Raw genomic sequence first — 24,147 nt, forward strand, 5'->3', positions numbered from 1 at the left:
TCAGTAATCCTTCTCAAAGAAGATACCCAGGCTGCTCTCGCCATTGGCGCCCGCTGATCCGCGTACCGTCAGGTTTGGCGTCAGGTCCAGGTTCAGCGAGATCGTCGCGTCCCCGCTGCCGTCCACTTGGATGTCGGTATAGACGTTGTCGGACACATATTTGCCCGCCCGCACGGCGGTGTTGCCCTCGGCATCTGTGGTGATGTCTAGATCGTCCAAGCCCGCGCTGCCGCGCAGATTGTCCAGCAATCCGCCGGACCCGCGCCCGGCCAATACCGCGACCGAGTTGGCAAGTTGCAACGCCTGGAGCGGCGATAGCTGATCTAGGCCCCGCCCAAAGAAGATCTGCGCCAGAATTTCCTCCTGGGGAACATCTGGCGTGCTGCTGAAGGTCACCCCGATGTCGTCTGCGGGTCCCTCCACGGCGATGGACGCCGTCAGCGCATCCGCCTCTGTGATCGCGACGAGGCGCACATAGGGCGTCAGATCTCCCTGAAAACTGATGGTGCCCTCATCCAGGTTGAACCGCTGTTCCAGAATGTCCAAGCGACCGCGCACCAGTTCGAAGGCGCCCGCGGTGACAGGGGCGATGGTCGTTCCCGTCACCCGAAGTTGTCCGCCCAGTTCCGCATCCAGCCCGCGACCTCGGACGAAGATCCGCCCATCGGCCCGGACAACAAGGTCCAGCCCAAAGCTCGCGCCGCCGCCACCTCCGCCGTTCGTCTCGGCGCGTCGCCCGTCCGCACGCAAACCGGCCAGGGCGAGGGACCGCCGCACGGGGCGGGGTGAATAGAGATGCTGCACCGGGGGCAGGTCACCGATGGCCGTCAGGCCCGATGATGGCACGACGATCTCCGCCTCTTCGATGGAGACCAACCCAGACAGCACCGCCCCGCCGGTCAGCGGACCGGTCAGGGCCAAATCGCCCTCCACCGCCGCCGTGTAGAGGCGCGGATCCTGCAAGATGACACCGAATTGGGCCCGCAGATCCGCGTCGAAGGGCGCGGTCAGGGCGACCGGCCCGCTGATTGTGACGATCCCGCCAGTCTGCAACTCTGCCCGGGCGTCCACCTGGGCGCGTCCTCCCCCGAGGGTGACCGTGGCGGCAATGGGGTCCAGCGCATTCCCAAGGGTGGGAAGGGAGACCGCCGCGTCGCTGGTGCGAATGGTGCCACGGACGGCGTCAACGGATGGCGCGCCCGCAACCGTCAGATCAAAGGCCGCCGTGCCCGAGAGGCGTTGACCCGTCAGACCCGCATTGGCCAGCCCCAGGGGTGCGCTGCCTTGAACTGCCAGGTCGAGCGTTCCATTGGGCGCGATGCCGCCTGCGACATCTGCGCGGGTGCCAGACGGGCCGTCCACGCGCAAATCGACACGGTAGTCAGTGCCGGGTTGAGCCACCGTCCCGATGACCCGCAACGGCCCCGAGATGTCACCCGCAATCGGTTCGATGTCCGGCACCGCGAGGTCGACGCGCAGGTCCAAAGGCGCGCCCGCGACGATGCCGGAGAGGTCGAGGTTGGCGCCGAATGGCCCGTTTGCCGTGGCCTCGGCCCGCCAGACGCCCTGTCGCTGGGCAGCTTCGGCCACGACCCGCAATGGCCCACGCAGTTGGGGCGCCAAGGCTGCGGCATTGGGCAGGTTGGCCTCTGCCCGTACTTCGGCTCCGGTTTCGGGTAGGCGCGCGTTTGCGGTGACCGTGGCGCCAAACGGTCCGGCGGCGTCTGCCTCCACGGACCAGATCCCATCGCGTTGCTGGGCCTGCGCCCCAAGCGTCAGTGGCCCCGACAACTGTGGCGCAATGGCCCGCGCATTGGGAACCCGGGCCGATAGCGTGACTTCGGGTCCTGCCTCGGGCAGCCGCGCCGTGGCGGTCAGTGCGGCGTCATAGGGGCCCGTGCCCTCCACGGTCGCACGCCAGCCGAACGCCTCCTGCACGGCACGCCCGCTGAGGTCGAGCCCACCGGGGACACCCGGCGCCACATCTGCCAAGCGGGGCAAGCGCAGGCTGAAATCCACCGCAAGCGGTGTCTCGGTCAAGATCGTGTCAACCGTTGCCCGGGCCTCATACGGACCGGTCGCGCGGGCCGTGACGGCCCAATCATCGCCCATCTGGCGCAGCGTCCCATGCAGGCTGAGCGTGCCCGACACGGTGGGCACAAAGGCCTCGACCCTGGGCACCGTGGCGGCCACATCAATCTTGACGGCAGGACCCGTGACGGGGCCACGGGCGCGGATCGTGACATCTTCGGGCGCGGTCACGCGCGTGTCCGTGACCCAGGCTGCGCCTTCCTGAGCGAGCGTCCCCTGCAGGGTCACCGGCCCGGCGAGCGGCGGCACCGAGGCAAGCGCGGGTACGGCGGCAGACGCATCGGGTAGGCGCGCGGAATAGGTGATCTCCGGCCGGTTGCCGGTCACGGGCCCCGCGATTTGCGCGGTCAGGTCGTAGGGACCCTCCAGCGCGGCATCCACGGACCAGACACCCTCGCGGGCGAAGGCCCGGCCACGGACGCGCGCGCTGCCCGGCACGCCAGGGGCGAAAGGCTCCAGATCCGGCACTGTCAGGGTCAGGTCCACATCCGGGGCCGGTCCAGTCAATGCACCGCTCACGTCCATGGCGACACCTTGGGGGGCGCGCAGGGCCGCGGTGCCGGACCAAATGCCAGCCTGCTCGGACAGGTCCAACTGCGCCGAGACCGCCCCGGCCAATCGCGGGTCCAGCAAAGCCCCATCGGCCAGGCGAACATCCAGGACCGCCTCGCCACCATTGCCTTGGTTCCGCGCCGGGGCGTCTTCGGCCAACAGCGTTGCGCGACCGGCAATGCCCAGTTGCGGGTTGTCCAGGGTCACCTGGTCAAGGAACGTCCCCGTCTCGTTCCGCCGGGCCGTCACGGCAATGTCCGTGGCCCCAGCCAACAGCCCATCGGCCTGGGAGATCCCGGTCCGCAGGTCAGCCACCCGACCCTCGGCCGTAAGGTCGAAGGCCCCGCCGAGGCCCAGGCCGCCGGACAGGCTGAGGTCCGCTTGGCCTGCCAGGTCCGCTTGACCCGTCAGTGCCGCCAAGCGGCGCAAATCGACTATCTGAGCGGCAAGATCCAGCGTGATGGCCAGCGGGCTGCCGTCCGTCGCGATGGCAAGGTCGCCCGACGCCGCTAGGGCGGGGCCGCGCAAGCGGAGGTTATCCAAACGTATGGGCGCGTCGGGGGACCAGGTGATTTTCGTACTCACCTCGGCCTCGGACCCGACGGCATCGGCCAGGGCTGGGTCGGCGAAGACCAATCCGCCGCCCGATAGGCTCAGATCGGCGACCGCACCAGTGACAGTGCCGCCATCCCGTTGCAATTGACCCCGCGCGGACACATCCGCGCGCTGCACGTCAACAACCGGATGACGCAGCGTGTCGACCGTCAGGTCCAACGCCCAGTCTTCGGACTGGGCAGCATCGTGGCGCATGGCAAAGCGTACGCTCTGCACCGATGGGGCATCTGCCGTTGGCAGGACGACCGGTGTACCATCGGCGGCTGCGATGGTTCCGTCGATATCCAAAACGCTGGGCCAGCCATCTGCGCCGATGGTGGCGGCCCCGGTTAAGGACAGAGCCTCGGTCGAGATGTTGAGGTCCTCCAGCCGCGTGCCGCCCTCGGACAGCAGCAGGGCCTGCGCGGCGAGCGTCGTGTCCGTCCCGAAGAACGGCTGATACCGGGGCGCCAGCAGAGGGGAGAGGTCCCCGCCCAAGTCGACCGTCAATTGTTGGCCCGCTTCGACACCGTCCAAGGTCACCTGACCCGACAAACGGTCCTGCCCTTCGGAGGCCAGCGCCACATCGGCGGCGAAGGCATCCAGTGGCCCCGCGCCCGCGACCGTAAGGCTGATCGCCGGGGCGCCGGGCAATTGCAGGAGGGTCGCGGCGATGCCGCCCGCCTCTTCGACCACGCTAAGGTCCAGGGTAAGCCGTTGATCGGGGGCCTCAAAAGCGGCGTCGATGTCGAACCGACCGGCAACCCCATCCAAGCGTTCCCCGATCAGGGCCACGTCAGCGGAGCCGTCGGCCAGCTGTGCCCGCGCCTCAAGGGTCATGGCCAGGGGCTGGCCCAGCAGCGGTGCGCCAAGCTCAATCCGATCCGCTCGGATCAAGCCAATCTCGATGGCGACCGGCAGGTCCGGGATCGACAGGCCTGAGGATCCCGCATCGGGCAACGCCTCCACCCCTTCGGCGGGGAGGGGCGCGCGGTCCATCTGGATCAGGGCGGCGGTCAGGGCCGAGACTTCTAGCCTGCCCCGAAACAGCGCGCTGCGGTTCCAATCCAGGACAACGTCCTCAAGCCGAAGCCAGGGCCCCGCGTCGTCGGAAACGGTCAGCGCATCCAGCGAAGCCTCCGAGGACAGGGCCCCTTCGAAGCCATCGATCCGCACCGACAGGCCCGGTGCCTCCAGGTTGTCTTCGATCAGCGCGGTGAGAAAGCCGCGATCCCGCTCTTCCTGGGTGTCCTGCGCCGGAGCCGGAAGGCTGAGCGCCAAAAGGGCAGCACAGCCGAGCGTGGTGCTGCGACGCAACATCAAAAGGCCTGCCCGATGCCGATATAGAGCTCTAGCCCGGTGTTGCTGCCGGGGCCGGACACCGGCAGCCCGACATCCACGCGGATGGGCCCGATCCCCGTGTTGTAGCGCACGCCGAGGCCAGCGCCCACGTGGCTTTGTCCATCAGACCAATCGGACCCTTCGCTGATCCGACCCGCATCCACAAAGCCGACCAGGCCAATGGTGTCGGTGATCTGCTGGCGCACCTCTGTGGACAGGCCGACAAAGGATCGAGCGCCGACCACACGACCAGATGGGAGCGTGACGCCCAGATCCTGGAAGGGTTGCCCGCGCACGGTGCCACCCCCGCCGGAAAAGAACAGATCGTCTGCCGGAACGTCGCTCAGATTTGGGCCGACAACCGACCCCAATTGCAGCCGGGCCGCCAGTACGGTCTGATCCTCCGCACCAAAGTGTTGATACCCCCGCAGGTCCGCGGTGAACCGAAGGCCCGAGCCAGCCGTGGTGAACCCGTGAAACGGCTCCAACCCGGCCTCAACGTAATACCCATCGGTTGGGTTGAGCGGGTCGTTGCGGCGGTCGTACTGAGCCTCCAGCGGGATCGAGAAGATGTTGAACGTTCGCGTGCCAAAGGCGTCCGTCACGCGGGACCGTTCGTAGGCGAGCGCGTAGCTATACTGGAATTCGTCGCTGACGATGCGACGTGCGCCGACCACCAATTCGGCGGAATTGCTGCTGAAGGTCTCCTGGTCCAGGCGCTCGATTTGTCCGGTCACGAACAGATCGGTCTCCGGGTTGAAGGTCGCCGGGCGGTTATAGGCGAAGCCGATGGACAGGTCCTCATCCCCGCTGTCGCCGCCGATGCCCTCGACCGCGCCCTCGACCCGCAGACTGTCGGCATGGCCCGTGAGGTTGCGATGCAGCCAAAACGCCGAGAGCGACAGCCCTTCGGTGGTGCCCACCTCTGCGCCAGCCCCAAAGCGGCGTGGCAACCGCTCCACGACTTGGACCTTCATCGGCAGTTGGTCGCCCGCGAGAATTTCTTCGCCTTCTACGATGGACACGGATCGGAAGGCACCCGTCCGCTGAAGGCGCCGGGCTGAGGCGCGGACTTCCTCCGGGTCGAACACCCGCCCCTGACGCAGATCGACGATCCGCAGCAGATGGTCGGTATCCACATCTTCGTTGCCTTCCACCGTGACCGCGCCGTAGCTGAGCTTCGGCCCCGGCGCCAAGGTGAGGTCCGCGTTCAATTGGGTCGCCCGGTGGTCCGCTTGGATATCTTGGGACGCCAGTTCTGCCTTAGCATGCCCCCGACCGCGCCAAGCCTCTACGCCTGCTGACGCGGTCTCTCGCAGGATGGAGGTTCCGGCCCGTTCCCCCGGCGCAAAGCCTTCGGGTAATTCGGTCCCCGGTGGGATGGGGCCGATCTTTGCTTGACCGAATAGAAAGATGGGGCCGGGCGTGACATTGATCGCAACCCCTGACACGGGGCCGGTCCCGCCAACCGTGGGAAGGGCCGCCGCCTCGACGCCATCGACGGTGATGGACACGGTCGGTCCGAAATAGCCCGCGTCCCACAGGACAGCCAATAGCCGCCGGTAATCAGCCTGTGCCGCTGCAACCAAATCGCGACGGGTGGAGGCGCCATCGCCTTGGACTTGTACCAGCAGCGACGCATTCGTCAGTGTTTCTGCGAGGTCCTCGTCACCGCCGAGGGAGAGCGATAGGTCCGCTGCACTTAAAGTGCTCGGACACACAGCCCAGGCGCAGGCGAAAAGGAACGAGCGGACGGACATCGACAAACCTTCGGCAGCGATCCGCGCTGTTGGGGTGGCAGCCCCGCATCGCGAACCCAGGTGCCCGTGGGTAACACTGGCTGAAAAAATCTGAAAGACACAATAGGGATAGCGGGGTTGAACCGGGGCGGTCGGGGCCGTGCGGACGGCACGAGGGGGGCAAAAGTCGCAGTGGCGCTTAGGGCCGTTTGCCGCTGACCAAACCGGGCTGTAGCGTGGGACGCTCAGTTGCCAGACGAGGTTCGCTAGACCTTTTTCCCGCTGTCGTAGTCGCGCCTGCTCATTCCCGCTGAAGAGGCCATTCCAGCTTTGCAAGAGGCGGTGCTGGACACACAGCACAGCTTTGAAGCCGGGTTCCGCATCGTCGGTTTGCAACGAGGGGTGGCCGACAGGAGGGGCCGTGGCTGGGTTCAGCCCTGCATTCGCTCTTTTGCCGGGAGAGATCTGGGTCCGCTAGGTGCCTGGTCGGGCTCCGCATTCGGAGGCAACCAACCGGTTGAAGGAAAGGCTCAGGTTTCTGCGGAGCAGGAAAGAGGCCCGAGTGCTTTCCGGCAAAAGAGGTAAAGGCCCAATAACTGATACGAAGATGACGCCTCGTGTTTGAAAGCGCCATGGAGGACCGAAGCAATCTCATCATTGCGCCCGTTCCTTCTGTCGTAAGCTGGCGTTTGAAGGCCTTCAAAAGGGAAATCCGCCGAGAGCGACCCTTCTGAAAGGCGCGGGAGACCTGAGCCAGTTGCGATCCAACCTCCTGAAGCGGGGCATTTGCGTGCCGCCTCGCTTCGCGGCAGCTTGGTCAATCGAGAACACCTTGGGTCACTCATCCGGAGCGCTGGGGGCCATTGCATGTGACCGTCCGCATTAGGTCTGGACCTTGGCGGCGGCCACCAGCCAGCGTTAAGAACTGCTAAGACGAGCAGCATTCTGCACCGAGCGTTGAGCACTTCCTTACCCGGAGGCCGCCTTGTCCCGCTCGATCTGGTCCAACAACCGGTTGATCCCCCGTGCGAGGACAGCGCCGTGGGCATCTAGACCCAGAACTTCGATCCGCCGGTCCATTATGCCCGCTTGTGCGTTTTCCAGAACCTCGTTGAGGCGATGGTCTATGGATGACCGTAGAAGCTCAGCGGCCTCAAGGTTTCGCCGACGCTCGATCTGGGCGGCGCGTAAAATTTTGAGAGCATTAGAGATTTGGTTGAGGTCCCTTTGGGGGCACCCGCGCACGCGCGTCGTGGAGGCATCGACCGATAGTCGGCAAATCGTTCCAATGAGGTTTCGGATCGATTGATCCACCCGCCGCAGCGTTACCAGCGCGAGACTTCCGAGGGACAGCAGCAAGGCGATGAGCAGGAACGCATTGGCCTTCATAGCGGCCCAGCCATCGGCTTTCTCTGCCTCGAGCGTGTCATAGAGGTGGTCATGCAGGGCACGTTCGACCTTTCGCAGGCCCAGAATGGCCGCGTCCGCCTGGGCCCACCATGTCTCCGCGTCGGGGAGAGGGGCAGGCGTTGGCATTGTGAGCAGGGTATCGCGCGAGGTCGCGAATGCTTGGGCTGCCACCGACCGTTGCCAAAGATCGAGCAACAGTTTGGTTTCCTCTTTGGCCGCCGCCGTAAACTGTCTCAAGATTGTTGTGCTCACCAATGCCTGATCAGCGAGCGCGCGTGGTTCGGATGCGTCTGATGACGTGCCGTTGTCCGGACCTGCAAGCATCGCGGCGCCCAACGCCCGTTCCAGACCGACGGAGTCCTTGGCCGCCATCAACAGACGGCTATCCCGAATAAGGAGGGCTAAGCGCCGTGACCGGGTACGGTCCGCCATGTTGCCAACGGTGACCACGAGCGTTCCGATCTTGTCCGTCATTGCGTCGCGATAGGCGTCTGCCTCAATTTGACCGTTGTCGGCGGCGAGCCTCTGACTGCGCAACCACTTGGTCAGCGTCTCAAGGGTAAACACCTCTTTTGTCGCAGCCCTTGCCACCGCCGTGGGGGCTGGCTGCAAGGTCCGAGTGAGAACATCGTCTGTAATGAGCCGTTGGGCGGTGAGCGCGTCAGACGCGGAGGTGTGGTCGGAGGAGAGAACGGCGAAGGTGAGCCCGCGTTCCCGCTGAAGCTCATGGACCAGCGCGCTCAGCGCCCCGGCTTCGTCCAGGAGGGCGCGATCCCCCGCGAGACGCTGCTGATCCCGATAATCGCCATGCAAGGAGACAATCCCGAACAGCAAGGCCGCTGAAAAACCGAGGGCAAAAATCACGGCCATGGACTGACTGACGGTTAACGACAGAAGTCGATTCATGCATACCTCCTCCGCATAGTTTTCATGCGTATGTCGGCAATTCCCTACCAAACGGTTACAATATCAGAGAAAACGACGCCCGGGCTTTGTCATTGCGTCAGGCGCGCGGACGGGACACTGTGTTGGCATGACTGGTGATCCGCTCTTTGATGAAATGTTCGGAACCGATGGCGTAACACGCGCCGCCTACGCCGAATTTGCCGATTGGTTTGGGTCCGAAGATCCGTCGCGCCTCCGGGCAAAGGCCCGCGAAGCAGAAGAGGCGTTTCGCGTCACGGGCATCACCTTTAATGTCTACGGGGACCCTGACGCCGGAGAGCGGCTGATCCCGTTTGATATCATTCCGCGCATCATCGCTGCCCGTGAATGGGCGAAGCTGTCGAAGGGAATCGAGCAGAGGGTTCGGGCTCTCAACGCATTCCTGCATGACATTTATCACCGGCAGGAGATCGTGCGGGCCGGCATACTGCCAGTGGAGATGATCGCGCGAAACGATGCCTTCCTGCCCGAGATGATCGGCGTCGATCCGGCGGGGGACATCTATACTCATATCGTCGGCATCGATCTGGTGCGCACTGGACCGGACCAATTCTATGTCCTGGAGGACAACGCTCGGACGCCCTCCGGCGTGAGCTACATGCTCGAAAACCGGGAAACGATGCTGCACACCTTCCCGGAGCTTTTCAGCCGCAATCGCGTGCAACGCGTCAGCCGGTATCCGCAGTCGTTGCACCGCTCGCTTTCCGCATGCGCTCCAAAGGCTTGCGATGGCACGCCGACGGTCGCCGTACTGACGCCTGGCATCCACAACTCGGCTTACTATGAACACAGTTTCCTGGCCGATCAGATGGGCGCGGAACTTGTGGAGGGTCACGACCTGCGCGTGGTGGATGGGCGTGTGGCCATGCGCACGACCCGAGGCTACAAGCCCATTGATGTGATCTATCGTCGGGTCGACGACGATTACCTGGATCCGCTGACGTTCAACCGCGATTCTATGCTGGGCGTGCCCGGTATCTTCGACGTCTACCGCGCGGGCGGCATCACCATCGCCAATGCGCCGGGAACGGGCGTCAGCGATGACAAAGCGATCTACAGTTACATGCCGGAGATCGTCAGGTTCTACACGGGCGAGAAGGCCAAGTTGGAGAACGTGCCAACCTACCGCTGTTCGGAGCCTGACGCGCTGGCCTATGTGCTCGACAACTTGAGCGACTTGGTCGTCAAAGAGGTCCATGGATCAGGCGGTTACGGGATGCTCATCGGTCCGACCGCAACCAAAAAGGATATCGCGGCTTTCCGTAAGAAGTTGGAGGCGAAGCCTGGCAACTACATCGCCCAGCCGACCTTGAGCCTGTCCACGGTGCCGATCTTTGCCAAGAAGGGTCTGGCGCCGAGGCATGTGGATCTGCGGCCCTTCGTTTTGGTGTCGCCCAACGGGATTGAGATCACGCCGGGTGGATTGACGCGTGTGGCGCTCAAGAAGGGATCACTGGTTGTGAATTCCTCCCAAGGCGGCGGAACAAAAGACACCTGGGTTTTGGAGGAGGACTGATGACACAGAAAGAAGAAGGCGGGCTGGCCTATCGCAGCCCCGTCCGCGCCGTGTTCTTTTGGTGTATCATGGCAATGCTCGTCTGGGGCGTCTGGGCCGAAGGGATGATCGGCGGTTGGACGGCCGTGGTGCTGCTGGCGGCTGCTGCGGTGCTGGGATGGTGGCTGATCAAGACCCGCCCCGAGAACGACGAGATCACGTCGCGGGAAGTTAATGACATGCTTTCCCACCACCGTGATTGAGGTGGCGCCTTTGTTCCCCTGGCCACGCTCCACCCCCTTAAAGGCGCACGCGCAATGCTAGGAAAGACCGCGGGTGGCATCTATTGGATGTTCCGATATCTCGAGCGGATAGAGAATATCGCGCGCCTGGTGGAAACAGGGCAACGGATCGCTCTCACTCAGGCCGAGGGGGCCGACGGAGAGTGGACCTCTATCCTGACGACCGCCGGTGTGCGCACCGCCTATGAGGCCCAAAACGAGGAGGTCACAGGCGACGCCGTGATCGACTTCTTGCTGCGCTCCGAAGACAACCCGTCCTCTGTCATGTGTTGTGCCGCGAACGCGCGGACCAATGCGCGCACGGTGCGCACGGGCCTGACGCGGGAAGTCTGGGAAGCGGTGAACGAGTGCTGGATGACGCTACGGGACCTCCTGGCGCGGCGCGTGACGACGCGTGATTTGCCCCATGTGCTCACGACGATCCGTACGCGGTCGGCCTTCGTGCGCGGGTCCTTGCACGGCACGATGCTGCGCAACGATATCTATGACTTTGCCCGGATTGGCACCTTTATCGAGCGGGCGGACGCCACGGCGCGGCTGTTGGATGTGAAGTACTTTGTCCTGTTGCCGTCGATTTCTGGCGTCGGCTCTCGGTTGGACAATACTCAATGGGAAATCATCCTCAGGGCCGTGTCTGCCGAGGGACCCTTTCGACTGGTGCATGGCAACCAACGGGGGGCGTCCGCGATTGCGGAGTTCTTGATCCTAGACGGACGCATGCCGCGATCCCTCGCGTTTTGCTACAAGAAGATCGGCGACAATCTCGACTATCTGCATCGCGACTACGGTATTCGTTTGCCAAGCCATGACCATTCCGACGCGATTTGTCATCGGCTTCAACAACTGTCGATCCAGGATGTGTTCGAAGAGGGTCTGCACCAGTTTCTTCAGGATTTCATGGGGCGTAACGCGGCGCTGGGGCAGCAGATCGAACAAGACTACAGGTTCATCAAATGACCGAGCATCTGCGCATTCGCCATGTGACGACCTATACCTACGACAACCCGGTGGATTACGGGCTTCAGCAGCTGCGTTTGACCCCCAAGAGCCGCCACGGTCAGACGGTGACCGAGTGGAAGACGAGCGTGCGGGGCGGCCAGGTCGAAGTGTCGTTCGACGACAGTCACGCCAATCGGGTGCAGTTGATTTCCGTCGATGCCGGAAGCCAGGAGGTTCAGATCACGGCGGAGGGTACGGTTCAGATGACCGAGACATCGGGCGTCATCGGGGCCCATGCGGGGTATATGCCGCTTTGGATGTTCCTGCGGCCGTCTCCGCTGACGCGGCGCGGGCAGGGGACGATCAGTCTCGCCCGCGATGTCCGCGGTATGGACGACCAACTCAGCCAGTTGCACGCGCTGTCGGCCTCGATCCGGGCTACGGTCAGCTACGACACCGCAGATATGGACGTCACCCGCACCGCGGAGGAGGCGATCGCCCAGGGGCGCGGCGTCTGCCAGGACCACGCACATATCTTCGTCACGGCGGCGCGCCTGCTGGATCGGCCTGCGCGGTACGTTTCGGGCTACCTCAAGATGGACGGGCGCGAGGATCAAGAGGCGACCCACGCCTGGGCCGAAGCCCATGTGGACGGCTTAGGTTGGGTTGGCTTCGACGTGTCGAACGGGATTTCCCCGGATACGCGGTACGTGCGTGTGGCCACGGGGTTAGATTACGCCGACGCAGCCCCCATCGCGGGCATTCGTCAGGGCGGGTCGGTCGAGGACATGACGGTTTCCGTTCATGTGAGCCAGGCGCAGCAATAGGCGCCGCGCGCTGTTGGATTCCATGAATTTGCGATACTTTCCTCAGGGTGCGCCTTGACATGCACCGTCTCAGGACGGCCTCTACGCGCTGAGAAGGACGGGACGACAGTATGACGTATTGCGTGGGCTTACAGCTTGATCGTGGGCTTGTGTTTCTGTCGGACACGCGCACCAACGCCGGGGTCGATAATGTATCGACCTACCGCAAGCAGTTCACCTGGGAGATGCCGGGCGAGCGGGCCATTGTCTTGATGACGGCGGGCAACCTGGCCACGACCCAGGCCGTTGTGTCCCTGTTGGATGAACGCAACTTGGCGCCGTCACAGCGGGATCCGTCCCTGCTGACGGTCCCGTCGATGTTTCAGGCTGCGCGCCTTGTGGGGAAAACCCTGCGGGATGTGATTGCCGACAGCAGCCCGACGGGCCCCGCCAACGCGGCTAAAACCTTTGGCGCGTCGATCATTCTGGGCGGTCAGATCAAGGGCAGCCCACCGCGTCTGTACCTGATCTATCCCGAGGGCAACTTTGTGGAGGCGCAGGCGGATACGCCGTTCTTTCAGATCGGTGAGACCAAGTACGGGCGCCCGATCTTGGTTCGCGCCTATGACTCGTCGATGGATTTCGCGACGGCAGTTAAGCTGCTCATGGTGAGCTTCGATTCCACAATCCGCGCGAACCTTTCGGTCGGCACACCCCTGGACCTTCAGGTCCTGCCCACCGACGCCCTGGCCTTGGGCCAGAGCCGCCGGATCGAAGACACCGACCCAGACTGGCGTGCAATCTCCGACGGCTGGTCCGACGCGTTGCGCCAAGCATTCCACAGTTTGCCTGACGTGACGCTCTGACGGCTGGTCAAGGGCGGGGGGCTGCCTAGGTTGCCCGTCATGCTGCTGTCAGTTTCGGACGTTCACAAATCCTTTGCCTCTGCCGATGGACCCGTGCCGGTGTTGCGCGGGGTCTCATTCACCCTGGATCACGGTCAAACGCTTGCCCTGACCGGAGAGTCGGGGTCCGGTAAATCCACGCTGCTGCATCTGGTCGCTGGTCTAGATGCGCCCGACGACGGGCGGATCGAGGTCGCGGGCAAGGACATTGCCGGTCTGGACGACGCGGGCCGCGCCGCCGTGCGCCGCCGCGATGTGGGCTTAGTATTCCAGCAGTTCAATCTGATCCCATCGCTGACCGTCGCCCAGAACCTGTCGTTCCACGCCCGACTTGGCGAGGGCGTTTCGCCCGAGCGGTTGGACTACCTGGCGCAGCGGTTGGGTCTCGCCGATTTACTGGCGCGCTATCCTGAGCAATTGTCGGGTGGGCAACAGCAGAGGGTCGCCATCGGACGAACGCTCGCCGCTGAGCCGCGCCTTATCCTTGCCGATGAGCCGACCGGCAATCTGGACGAGGGTACCGGCGACGATGTGCTGTCGCTGATGTTGGAGTTGGTTGCCGACAGCGGTGCGGCCTTTCTGATGGTCACGCATTCGGATCGGTTGGCCGGGCAGTTGGACGCGCGCCTTCACCTCCGCGCGGGGCAAGTGGCGTGATCGCCGCAACGCTACTTGCGCTTTGGTCCCACTGGCGCCGTCACCCTATTCAGTTGGTGACGCTTGTGGTGGGGTTGGCCTTGGCCACGGGGCTTTGGACGGGTGTGCAGGCCATCAATGCCCAGGCGCGGCTCAGCTATGATCAGGCGGCGGCAACGCTGGGTCAGGACCGGTTGCCCCGATTGGAGGGGGCCCTGACGCTCGAGGCGTTCGCGGCGGCGCGTCGGGCCGGGTGGCCTGTGTCCCCAGTGGTCGAGGGACGTTTGCGGGGCACGTCGCTGACTCTCTATGGCATTGATCCCTTTACCTTGCCCCCGACGCCCGGTGGGGTCATGCCCGACCTGTCGGATACGGATGTGTTGCGCGATTTCCTGACAGGCGAGGTCGTGTTCGCTGCACCAGAGACCTTGGCCCGTTGGCCGGACGCCTTGCCGCCAGGGCGCCCGTTGTCCGGGCTGGCCCCAGGATTGGTGATGGCGGATCTCACGTTTGCGCAGGCGCAATTGTCCCAGGCCGGAGTGACGCGGTTTCTGATTGCGCCGGGCGGGTCGGGCACACCAGAGGAATTGGCCGCGACCATTCCAGGCAGCACCGTGGTTCAGCCCGAACCCGATGGTGACCTGGCGCGCCTCACAGACAGCTTTCACCTCAATCTGACGGCGTTCGGGCTTCTGGCTTTTGCGGTCGGTCTGTTCATCGTCCATGCCACCATTGGTTTGGCGTTCGAGCAAAGGCGTACCCTCGTGCGCACACTGCGAGCCCTTGGGGTCCCGTTGTCGGTTCTGATCGGCTGCTTAGCGGCGGAGCTTTTGGCGCTGACCCTTGTGGCAGGCGCCCTTGGGGTTGCCCTCGGGTACATCGTAGCGGCCGCACTGCTGCCAGGCGTGGCGGCGACACTATCAGGCCTCTATGGCGCTGGCGTTGCGGGCAGCCTGAGCCTATCGCCACTCTGGTGGATGTCAGGCTTTGGAATGGCCGGTTTGGGGATGGCTGTGGCCGGTGGCCTGGGCCTTCGACAGATCGCGAGGCTGCCCCTGTTGGCCCCGGCGATGCCACGGGCCTGGGCGCGCGCCCAACGGGCCGGTTTGCGCAGGCAGGCGGCGGCGGGCCTTGTCCTACTGGGGATCAGCGCCGCCCTCGGGATCTTGGCCGAAGGACTGCTTGCCGGGTTTCTGCTGTTGGGTGCTTTGCTGGTGGGCGCAGCGCTCCTCCTGCCACCGATCCTAACGGTGCTTCTGGACCTGGGGACTCAGCGGGCGCGGGGGGCCGTGGCCCAATGGCTCTGGGCGGACACGCGGCAGCAGGTCCCAGGGTTGAGCCTGGCCCTCATGGCGCTGTTGCTCGCCTTGGCGGCGAACATCGGAGTTGGGACCATGGTCGGCAGTTTCCGGGCGACGTTCGTGGGGTGGCTGGATCAGCGGTTGGCCTCCGAGATGTATGTGACCGCTTCGAATGTGGAGGAGGCCCGCGCAATCGAGGCTTTTCTCGCGCCGCAGGTCGAAGCTCTTTTGCCCATCGTCTCGCAGGAGGTGACCCTGGCCGCGGCCCCTGGCGAGGTCTTCGGGATCGTCGATCACCCCACCTACCGCGATAACTGGCCCCTGCTGGCGGCGTCGCCGGACGTTTGGACCAAGCTGTCCGAGGGCGCCGGTGTCTTGGTGAATGAGCAACTTGCCCGAAGACAGGATCTTTGGCCCGGGGCCCAGCTAGACCTTGGGCCATTAACGGCAATGCCCGTGCTCGGAGTCTATTCCGACTACGGCAACCCACTCGGCCAAGCGATTGTGGGGATCGATGCCTTCTCCCGCGCCTTCCCGGAGGCCCCGCGTCTCAGATATGCCGTGCGGGTCGACCCGGATACAGTGCCAGAGTTGGCGGCGGATTTGTCCGACCGGTTCAATCTCTCCCAGGATCAGGTGGTGTCCCAGAGCGCAATCAAGGCCTTTTCCCTGGCCGTTTTCGAACAGACGTTTTCCGTGACGGCCGCGCTCAATGTCTTGACGCTCGGGGTGGCTGGCTTTGCTCTGTGGGCGTCGCTCACGACGCTCGGTGCCATGCGGCTGCCGCAAGTCGCGCCGGTCTGGGCCCTTGGCTTAACCCGGCGCCAGTTGGCCCTGGCGGATCTGGGCAGGGCTTTGGTTCTGGCGGTTCTGACAGCCCTCGTCGCTGTTCCGGTCGGGATCGTCCTGGCTTGGGTGCTTCTGGCGATCGTGAACGTGCAGGCCTTTGGGTGGCGGCTGCCTTTGCAAGCAGATCCATGGTCTTGGCTCAGCCTTGGGGGCTGGACCGTTGTCGCCGCGACCCTTGCTGCCGCATTGCCGGCGTGGCGGCTCTGGCGGATGCCACCGGCGGATCTGGTGAAAGTCTTCGCACATGAACGTTAAAGCACTCACACTCGTCCTGGCCCTTCTGTTTGCGCCTTTAGCCGTCTTGGCGCAGGGCTTTGCCGGGCTGGGCCAAGGTGGCGAAGGCTTCGCCTTGCCCCAGCCTGATCCGCAGTTCGACTTTCCCGCCGATCACGGGGCACATCCCGATTACCGCATCGAATGGTGGTATTTGACGGCCACTTTGCAGGATGACGCCGGGACACGGTACGGGATCCAGTGGACCCTCTTTCGGTCCGCATTGACGCCAACCGGGCCGCAGATCTGGATGGCCCATATGGGCGTGACGACCCCCGACGCCCACTACAGCGGGGAAAAGCTCGCCCGGGGCGGCCTGGGACAAGCCGGTGTGCAAGTGGCGCCCTTTTCTGCATGGCTCGACGATTGGCAACTGGCCGGTGACGACTTGGCAAATGTGCGTCTGACGGCCTCCACCGATGAGGCTGGCTATGATCTGACGTTATCCGCCGAAGGGCCTTTGGTGTTCCATGGGCAGGGCGGCTACTCGGTCAAGTCCGCCAGTGGGCAGGCCAGCTACTACTATTCCCAGCCGTTCTATGAGGTTTCCGGCACGCTTGACCTGCCCGGGGGGGAGGTCGCTGTCACCGGACGGGCTTGGCTTGATCGGGAATGGTCGTCGCAGCCGCTGGAGGACGATCAGGAGGGGTGGGATTGGTTCTCGCTTCACCTTGATGATGGGCATCGCGTCATGGCGTTCCAACTGCGCGGGGGCGAGCCCTATACCTACGTATCGTGGATCCTTCCCGACGGGGAGGTGGAGCCCCTGCCGAATGGCGCCCTTCGACTGACCCCCCTGGTTCAAAGCGAGGTTGCCGGGCGAGTTGTGCCAACGGAGTGGCGCCTTCAAATCCCGGCCCGGTCGGTCGATATTGAGGTGCGCGCCGTTAACCCAGACAGCTGGCAAGCCACGCTCTTTCCCTATTGGGAGGGTCCGGTGATCGCCACGGGCAGCCACGGTGGGGACGGATACCTGGAGATGACGGGCTATGAGTGATCCCTGGGACGACCTCGCGGCGCTGTTTGCTTACCTCTGGGCGCGTCTCGACGCCGGGGTGGCGGACGCTGCAGACCCGTTTCGAATCGTCGCATTGGCCACCACAGGCGCCGAAGGCGCCGAGGCGCGTATGGTAGGTCTCCGCGCGGCTGATAAGGCTGCGGCAACGGTCGAGGTCCATTCTGATATGCGGACGGCAAAGGTCGCCGCCTTGCGCCGTGATCCACGGGGCGCTCTGCTGTTTTGGGATGCCGAAACGCAGGTGCAATTGCGCCTGTCCGTTCGGTTTAACCTGGGCGTGGATCCGAAGGATCGGTGGGATCGAGTGCCTGCTGCGGCGCGCGGCAACTACGGCACCGACCCGGCGCCGGGCAGTCCCATTGCGGACCCAATGGCTTACGAACGCACGCCGTCAGTGGACCGCTTTGCCGTTTTAAGCGGTCGCGTGACAGCGATGGACGCCGTGTCCCTGCGTCACAACCCACATCGTCGCGCGATGTTCGGCGGTGACGATATGTCTGGCCGATGGGTGGCGCCCTAACGCTTTCTTCATGTCTTCGCCGTACTCCCAACGGGGTTTGCGGAGGTGCCGACGATGGCCAACGAAGCCCAGCGTCCGATTATCATTAAACGGAAAAAGGTGTCCGGTGATGGTGGGCACCATGGCGGCGCTTGGAAAGTCGCTTATGCGGACTTCGTGACCGCGATGATGGCGTTCTTCATGTTGATGTGGCTGCTGAATGCCACGACCGAGAAACAACGCAAGGGCCTCGCCGACTACTTCAGCCCGACAGTGGCCCTCAGCCGGTCGTCCGGCGGTGGCGACGGCGCGCTTGGCGGTCGGTCGCTCAGCAGTGATGCGTCGCAGATCCAACTTGGCCGGGGTGGGGTGACCACCACTGCAAGCCATGGCAGCACCCAGCAGGACGATACCGCCTTTGAAGCGGCGGAGGCTGCATTGCTGGGAAAGGGGGGTGACAGCCTTCTGGATACGGAGCAGTTGCGCCACGTTTCGGTTCGTTTGACCGATGAGGGCATGGTCATTGAACTCTTCGACCTTCCCAACCGATCGCTATTTGACGGAAGATCGCCGACGCCTCTGCTCAAAGACCTTTTGGCGTCGGTTGCCCCGATCTTGCGTGAGCAACGCGCCCCCTTGTCCTTGAGTGCATTCACGGCGTCGGAACCGATCGTGACGCTCGTTCCTCGGGGATGGGATCTGTCCACTGCTCGTGCGCAAGCCCTCCGGGAGGCGTTGCTGCCCTTGCAGGTGCCAGACGACCGCATCGCGCGCCTTATTGGTCATGCGGATCGCCGGCCAGCAGATCCTAACCCTCTGTCATCGCGGAACAATCGTCTGGAGATTGTCCTGTTGCGCGAGGGTGTGAATCCATGAGCCGCCCCACCGTTAACCATGCCTTCGAAACGCCTCAGGCATTAGGCCGCCCTTAACCTCGGGCGCCTAGGGTGGGCGCGACTCGGGGAGAACCCCCGCAGCGAAGCACCGGCGAAAGGGTCCTAAATGACGATTTCTTCCTCCTTGAATGCGGGCGTGACCGGTCTGAACGTGAACGCGAGCAGGCTGGCGACGATCTCGGACAATATCGCGAACTCCGCGACCTTCGGGTACAAGCGGTCTACTGTTGATTTTCACTCTCTGGTTCTGGACCAAAGCCGCGGTAGCTACTCAGCTGGCGGCGTTCGCGTCACCAACGGCCGTGCCGTCGATCAGCGTGGGACGCTGGTGACGACGAACAACCCCACCGACCTTGCCGTCGGCGGGCGCGGTATGTTGCCAGTGACACCGATTTCTGCGGTCAACAACACAGCGGGCGCGATGCCGTTGCGGATGACCACGACAGGATCGTTTCGACCGGATGCCGACGGAATCCTACGCACCGATAGCGGCATGGCCCTTTTGGCTTGGCCCGCAAACCAGGATGGTGTGATCCCTAATTTCCCGCGCGACACGCTGGGCGGGTTGGAGCCTGCGCGTGTCGACGGCAACCAGTTTGAGGGCGACGCGACAACCCGGATCAGCCTCGGCGTTAACCTTCCCGCTACAGATACCTTGTCGACGGCCAGTGGCGCGGCCCGCAACCTGACCACGGAGTACTATGGAAACCTTGGGCAGTCGCAGGCTCTCGACATCAGTTTCACTCCGACGATCCCCACTGCGGGTGACCCCGCATCAAACGAGTGGACGATGCAGGTCCGCGATCAAGCACAGGGTGGTTTGCTGATCGGCGACTTCACAGTGACCTTTGATGACAGCCGCGAAAATGGGGGCACCATCGCTTCGGTAACGGATCTGGGAACGGGTACATATGATGCCACAACCGGGCTTATCACCGTTGCCGCGCAAAGTGGTCCGCTCGCCCTAGACGTTGGGCGCCCCTTGGAGGCGCGTGGTTTGTCGCAGCTATCAGATAGTTTCGCGCCACTGTCGGTGACGAAAGACGGCTCGCCGGTCGGCATCCTCGCCTCCATCGACGTTGACGCAAATGGCTATCTCAGTGCGATCTACGATACCGGGTTTACCAAGCGCTTGTATCAAGTCCCGATCGTGGATGTGCCCAACCCGAACGGCCTGCAAGCCCTTGAAAACCAGACTTATCAGTCCTCTGCCGAAAGTGGTGCATTCTATCTTTGGGATGCCGGAAACGGGCCCGTCGGGGATCTGGTCGGATATTCACGGGAGGAAAGCGCCGTGGATGTGGCGTCGGAACTCACTCAATTGATCCAAACCCAGCGTGCCTACAACTCAAACGCCAAGGTGATCCAGACCGTGGACGAGATGTTGCAGGAAACAACCAACATCAAGCGGTGATCGTCGTCTGCGTCTAAGCCTTAGGAGGTCAGGATGAGCCTGTCTGCTTCATTGAATAATGCCCTTACAGGCCTTGGCCTGGCCTCCCGCCGGGCGGAAATTATTTCGTCAAATGTCGCGAATGCCGATACTCCGGGGTACGCGAGGCGTCGCCTTGCCACCAATGGTCCCGTCACGGGGGTGTCCGCGAATGACATTTCGGTGCGTCGTGAAGTTGATGCCAACCTGCAAAAGCTGCGCCGGGATGCGGCAGCCGATGCAGGCAGCGCCCAGGTTGCGGCTGGGTTTCACACGTCATTGGACACGGCGATTGGCGACCCGGATCAGGCTGGTAGCCTACAAGACCTGTTGTCACGTTTCGACACCACGCTGACGGCCGCAATCGCGGATCCGACCTCCAATGTGCGGCTCGCCGCTATTTCGAACGCAGCTGAAGGTCTTGCGGACAAGTTGAATAGTCTTGGCTCTCAAATCACACGTGATCGCCGGGCGGCGGAGACCCAAATCGCCAAAACGGTCCAGCAACTGAATGAGGATCTCGCCCAGGTCTCCGATTTCAACGCGAGCATTGCGCGAATGGAGGCCACGGGCCGTGATGCCTCTAACCTGAAGGATCAAAGGCAAGTCGCGGTTGATCGCATTGCCGCCGCCGTTCCTGTAACCGAGTTGCCGCGTGAGAACGGTCGCGTGGCGCTTGTCTCGACTGGTGGCGTGATCCTGTTGGATGGATCGCCCGCACAGATTGAGTTTTCAGAACGACCGCTTGTCGAACCCGATGTCGAATATCCAACCGGATTGTCCGGACTGACGTTTCGCGGCCGTGATCTGGGAACGGGTCGCGACGGAGACGGCCTGGCGGGGGGATCACTCGGTGCGCTCTTTGACTTGAGGGACAACGTTGCGGTGGAGGCGATGGCCCGCCTAGATACGGTTGCGTTCGAACTTGCGTCGCGGTTCCAGAATACAGCGGTCGACCCAACCTTGGCCGCCGGACAGCCTGGACTTTTCACGGACAATGGCGCCGCCGCATCGGCAACCACGCCAGCGGGGCTCGCCAGTCGTCTCCGGGTCAATTCCGCAGTCGGACCCGACCAACCTTCTGGCCATTGGAAACTGCGCGACGGCTTAGGCGCGACGACAGCCGGGCCTGTGTCGGCATCCAGTCAGCTCCAGCGGCTCGCAGGCGCCCTGCGAGACAGCGCGACACCTGCGCGACAAACGCTGACAGCGACCCCGACAGACCTGCGAGGTCTGACGGCGTCTTTCCAGTCGGCTGTCTCCCTGGATCGAGTATCATCCGAAGCCTCTTACGAACGATTTGCCGTGGAGCGTGATGCGTTAGTCGATCTCCGAGATGGGGCGCCAGTCGACGTTGACTCCGAAATGCGACGCCTCCTGGAGGTCGAACAATCCTACGCGGCCAATGCACGGCTTGTGCAGGCCGTTTCGCAAATGATGGATCGATTGACGGAGATTTAAGATGCTACCAGCAAATCTAGCGATACCTTTCAGCGGTCCACGGGATGCGTCAGCCAATACGCGTGACCGGATTGATGCACTGTCGCAGCAGCTATCCTCTGGTCGGCAGTCTGACCTTGGTCGGGCGGTCGGCAGTGATTTTTCCGAAGTCTCACACCTGTCGTTCAAAATGCGAGACCTAGCGACTGTCAGAGACAGCCTGAGCCTGGCTCAGGCTTGGACGGATGGAATTCAATCCGCCTTGGAGGCGGTGTCAGAGGCAAATGATCGAACACTCGCGGCGATCCCGAGCAGCCTGTCCCCGCCGAGCCAAGCATCCATTTCGCGGTTGTCCGACGTGGCGGATGGCGTTCTAGATGACATTGGGACCGCTATGAGTGGGTCTATTGGGGGGCGGTACCTTTTCGCCAATGGAGACGTAAACGCGCCCATCTCAGATATGGAGGCGGTCCGGTCCGATATCGCAAGCATCGCGCAGAACAGCACGGATTTTGGCACATACCTTGCGGATGTCACTGCTTACTTCGATGCCGGTGGCGCCTTCGAGACGACAATTGTTAGTTCCTACGCCTCCGAACAGGCGACTTTTCCTGGTCGTGACGGGAAGTCGTTTGGGGTCGATCTGGATGCTAGGTCAGCTGGCTTGAAAGAAGCGATCGCGAACGCAGCAGTCTTGTCTGGGATGCGCCATGTTGGCTTCGACGTGAGCGAACTTGTTAAGTCTTCTGCCGCGTCCATGCTTTTGACGCGCGCCAGCGCCGCTGACGCTGATGTGTCCACTATGCAAGCTCAGGTCGGTGTGCTGGAGGAACGTATCTCAGACGATCGAGAGGCTGCAGTCTCAGAGAGGCTAGACGCTGAGAAAAGGTTGTCGGACCTGGTAGGTATTGACGAATACGATGTTGCAACCCGGTTGAATGCTGAATTGTCACGGCTCGAAGCCGCATATGCAATCACTGCGCGTCGGTCCCAGTTGCGATTGACGAACTTCCTATGATGCGACTGTTGTATTCGTATGTAAGATCGGGCGTCTCGCTGTGCCTTTTGACGTTGGTCATGCTGGCCATTCTTTTCGCTAAGACCGCGGTGGCACAGTCCATCCGGATCAAGGATTTGGTCGAGTTCGACGGTGTTCGCGGAAACGATCTCCTTGGCTATGGTCTCGTCGTCGGTCTGAATGGGACCGGGGACGGGTTGCGTAATGCGCCGTACACCGAAGAGATCATGACGAACATTCTAGAACGGCTGGGCGTCAACGTGACGGGCGAACAGTTTCGGCCTCAAAACGTGGCTTCGGTAATTGTGACCGCAACACTGCCTCCGTTTGCGCGCAGTGGCGGGCGCATTGACGTCACTGTTTCAGCCATTGGCGATGCAGATAGCTTGCTTGGCGGAACCCTTGTGATGACACCTCTGACAGCGGCGGATGGTGACATTTACGCAGTTGCCCAGGGGACGATTATCGCCGGCGGGGTAGCTGCTCGCGGCGCGGCGGCGGAAGTGATCGAAGGCGTTCCGACAGCGGGTGTGATCCCCTCAGGTGGACGCGTGGAGAGAGAGGTCGACTTCGACTTCTCACACATGACTCAAATGCGACTGGCCTTGCGGGATCCAGACTTCACCACAGCCGGTCGGGTTGAGCGTGCAATCAACCAGCACTTAGGTCGGCGTGCGGCTCAAATGCTCGATGCCGGAACGGTTCTTCTGGATCTTCAAAGCGCGGGCGACCGGTCGCCAGCGCACACAATCAGTCGAATAGAGAACATAACGGTGGAGCCGCAGCAAAAAGCCCGAGTGGTTGTTGACCAAGCGTCTGGGACAATCGTCATGGGGAGTGATGTAAGAATTTCAGAAGTTGCTGTGTCTCAAAACAACCTGACGCTCCGTGTTGAAGAAACACCGATTGTCGTCCAGCCCAATCCCTTCGCTGAAGGCGAAACCGTTGTCGTTCCGCGCACAAATGTCGCTGTAGAAGAGGAGGCTGGTCCCGGGTTGGCGTTGGTTGAGGCGGGTACTAGCCTTTCAGACGTCGTTGCAGGGTTGAACGCGCTGGGAGTGTCTGCACGTGATATGATCGACATTCTCAAGAGCATTAAAGCCGCAGGCGCGCTCCATGCTGAGTTTGTCGTCCGGTAACTCTGGTCCAACTGCTGAATGACCGTCTTGTGGGCATCAACTCCTACTCCAATGTAAGTCTTCTATTGATTTGGTTTCGACGTTTTCCGTTTTTGTAATCAGGCTTTTCGGCGCTATGGCCTTTTCATGGTGTGTCCGGCGGCTCATGCCGAGTTGGGAATAACTGTGTGAGAGTTATTCACTGCTGCACGTTTCTGGCAGGCGCTTTTCTAACACTGTATTCTCTTTAGTATGCATTGAGTAGCTCTCTATTTCGAATATGACGACATGGTTCTGATATAAATAGTCTAAGACGATTTTGGGTTTTCTGGCATTTTTGAGCAGGGATCAAGAGCGCTTGGTGACAGGTTCCGATATCATATTTTCAAAATGATGATGCAAAGTAGTGTGGGTGGAAAAACGGAGTAGTAGTCAAGAGTTCTCACATTTCGATTCTTGAGTGCGAAGGCTATTAAAATAGTAGCTTCGGCCTTGACCTGCTCCCCTGAAAGGTCCGCGGTTTGAAGTTAGCCTGTTCTCCAAACGAG

17 protein-coding genes are annotated in these 24,147 nt (G+C 62.6%); 14 read left to right on the top strand and 3 right to left on the bottom strand.

The window, feature by feature from the left end:
* From K5R33_RS17080 to K5R33_RS17090, 3 genes are all read right to left on the bottom strand, one after another.
* Complete coding sequence (locus K5R33_RS17080; protein ID WP_220750291.1) at positions 1–4,557, bottom strand: translocation/assembly module TamB domain-containing protein; 4,557 nt, start codon at positions 4,555–4,557, stop codon at positions 1–3.
* Positions 4,557–6,338 (bottom strand): autotransporter assembly complex protein TamA, encoded by a 1,782-nt coding sequence (locus tag K5R33_RS17085; RefSeq protein ID WP_220750292.1) that lies wholly within the window; start codon positions 6,336–6,338, stop codon positions 4,557–4,559. The genes K5R33_RS17080 and K5R33_RS17085 overlap by 1 nt, the downstream gene beginning before the upstream one ends.
* A gap of 948 nt (positions 6,339–7,286) precedes the next feature.
* Positions 7,287–8,633, bottom strand: a complete 1,347-nt coding sequence (locus K5R33_RS17090) for a nitrate- and nitrite sensing domain-containing protein (RefSeq protein WP_220750293.1) — start codon at positions 8,631–8,633, stop codon at positions 7,287–7,289.
* A 127-nt stretch (positions 8,634–8,760) separates the two neighbouring features.
* Here K5R33_RS17090 and K5R33_RS17095 point away from each other — a divergent pair, with 127 nt between their 5' ends.
* The 14 genes from K5R33_RS17095 to K5R33_RS17160 all read left to right on the top strand — a co-directional run bounded on the left by K5R33_RS17095 (position 8,761) and on the right by K5R33_RS17160 (position 23,620).
* Complete coding sequence (locus tag K5R33_RS17095; RefSeq protein WP_220750294.1) at positions 8,761–10,188, top strand: circularly permuted type 2 ATP-grasp protein; 1,428 nt, start codon at positions 8,761–8,763, stop codon at positions 10,186–10,188.
* Positions 10,188–10,430, top strand: coding sequence for a hypothetical protein (locus K5R33_RS17100; RefSeq protein ID WP_220750295.1), 243 nt, complete (start codon positions 10,188–10,190; stop codon positions 10,428–10,430). Before K5R33_RS17095 ends, K5R33_RS17100 begins: the two co-directional genes overlap by 1 nt.
* A 54-nt stretch (positions 10,431–10,484) precedes the next feature.
* Positions 10,485–11,426 (top strand): alpha-E domain-containing protein, encoded by a 942-nt coding sequence (locus K5R33_RS17105; protein ID WP_220750296.1) that lies wholly within the window; start codon positions 10,485–10,487, stop codon positions 11,424–11,426.
* Entirely contained in the window at positions 11,423–12,235 is an 813-nt protein-coding gene (locus K5R33_RS17110; RefSeq protein ID WP_220750297.1) for a transglutaminase family protein, read from the top strand. Before K5R33_RS17105 ends, K5R33_RS17110 begins: the two co-directional genes overlap by 4 nt.
* 110 nt (positions 12,236–12,345) lie before the next feature.
* Positions 12,346–13,080, top strand: coding sequence for a proteasome-type protease (locus K5R33_RS17115; protein WP_220750298.1), 735 nt, complete (start codon positions 12,346–12,348; stop codon positions 13,078–13,080).
* A gap of 39 nt (positions 13,081–13,119) precedes the next feature.
* Complete coding sequence (locus K5R33_RS17120; protein WP_220750299.1) at positions 13,120–13,776, top strand: ABC transporter ATP-binding protein; 657 nt, start codon at positions 13,120–13,122, stop codon at positions 13,774–13,776.
* The gene (locus K5R33_RS17125; protein WP_220750313.1) at positions 13,776–16,160 is read left to right on the top strand and encodes an ABC transporter permease; all 2,385 of its coding nucleotides are present in this window, start codon (positions 13,776–13,778) and stop codon (positions 16,158–16,160) included. The genes K5R33_RS17120 and K5R33_RS17125 overlap by 1 nt, the downstream gene beginning before the upstream one ends.
* The gene (locus K5R33_RS17130; RefSeq protein WP_220750300.1) at positions 16,150–17,175 is read left to right on the top strand and encodes a lipocalin-like domain-containing protein; all 1,026 of its coding nucleotides are present in this window, start codon (positions 16,150–16,152) and stop codon (positions 17,173–17,175) included. The genes K5R33_RS17125 and K5R33_RS17130 overlap by 11 nt, the downstream gene beginning before the upstream one ends.
* Positions 17,168–17,716 carry a PNPOx family protein gene (locus K5R33_RS17135; RefSeq protein WP_220750301.1) on the top strand — a complete coding sequence of 183 codons (549 nt, stop codon included), beginning with the start codon at positions 17,168–17,170 and terminating at the stop codon, positions 17,714–17,716. Before K5R33_RS17130 ends, K5R33_RS17135 begins: the two co-directional genes overlap by 8 nt.
* A gap of 54 nt (positions 17,717–17,770) precedes the next feature.
* A complete protein-coding gene (locus K5R33_RS17140; protein ID WP_220750302.1) occupies positions 17,771–18,571 on the top strand; it encodes a flagellar motor protein MotB in 801 nt (266 codons plus the stop codon).
* A 126-nt stretch (positions 18,572–18,697) separates the two neighbouring features.
* Positions 18,698–20,005, top strand: a complete 1,308-nt coding sequence (locus K5R33_RS17145; protein WP_220750303.1) for a flagellar hook protein FlgE — start codon at positions 18,698–18,700, stop codon at positions 20,003–20,005.
* Between the two features lie 33 nt (positions 20,006–20,038).
* A complete protein-coding gene (gene flgK, locus K5R33_RS17150; RefSeq protein WP_220750304.1) occupies positions 20,039–21,484 on the top strand; it encodes a flagellar hook-associated protein FlgK in 1,446 nt (481 codons plus the stop codon).
* 1 nt (position 21,485) lies between these two features.
* Positions 21,486–22,481: a flagellin family protein gene (locus K5R33_RS17155; protein ID WP_220750305.1), complete on the top strand. Its 996-nt coding sequence runs from the start codon at positions 21,486–21,488 to the stop codon at positions 22,479–22,481.
* Positions 22,482–22,540: 59 nt separating this feature from the next.
* Positions 22,541–23,620 (top strand): flagellar basal body P-ring protein FlgI, encoded by a 1,080-nt coding sequence (locus K5R33_RS17160; RefSeq protein WP_220750306.1) that lies wholly within the window; start codon positions 22,541–22,543, stop codon positions 23,618–23,620.
* Positions 23,621–24,147: the final 527 nt, after the last annotated feature.

The organism is Jannaschia pagri, assembly GCF_019655435.1.
In the GTDB taxonomy this organism is placed as follows: domain Bacteria; phylum Pseudomonadota; class Alphaproteobacteria; order Rhodobacterales; family Rhodobacteraceae; genus Jannaschia; species Jannaschia pagri.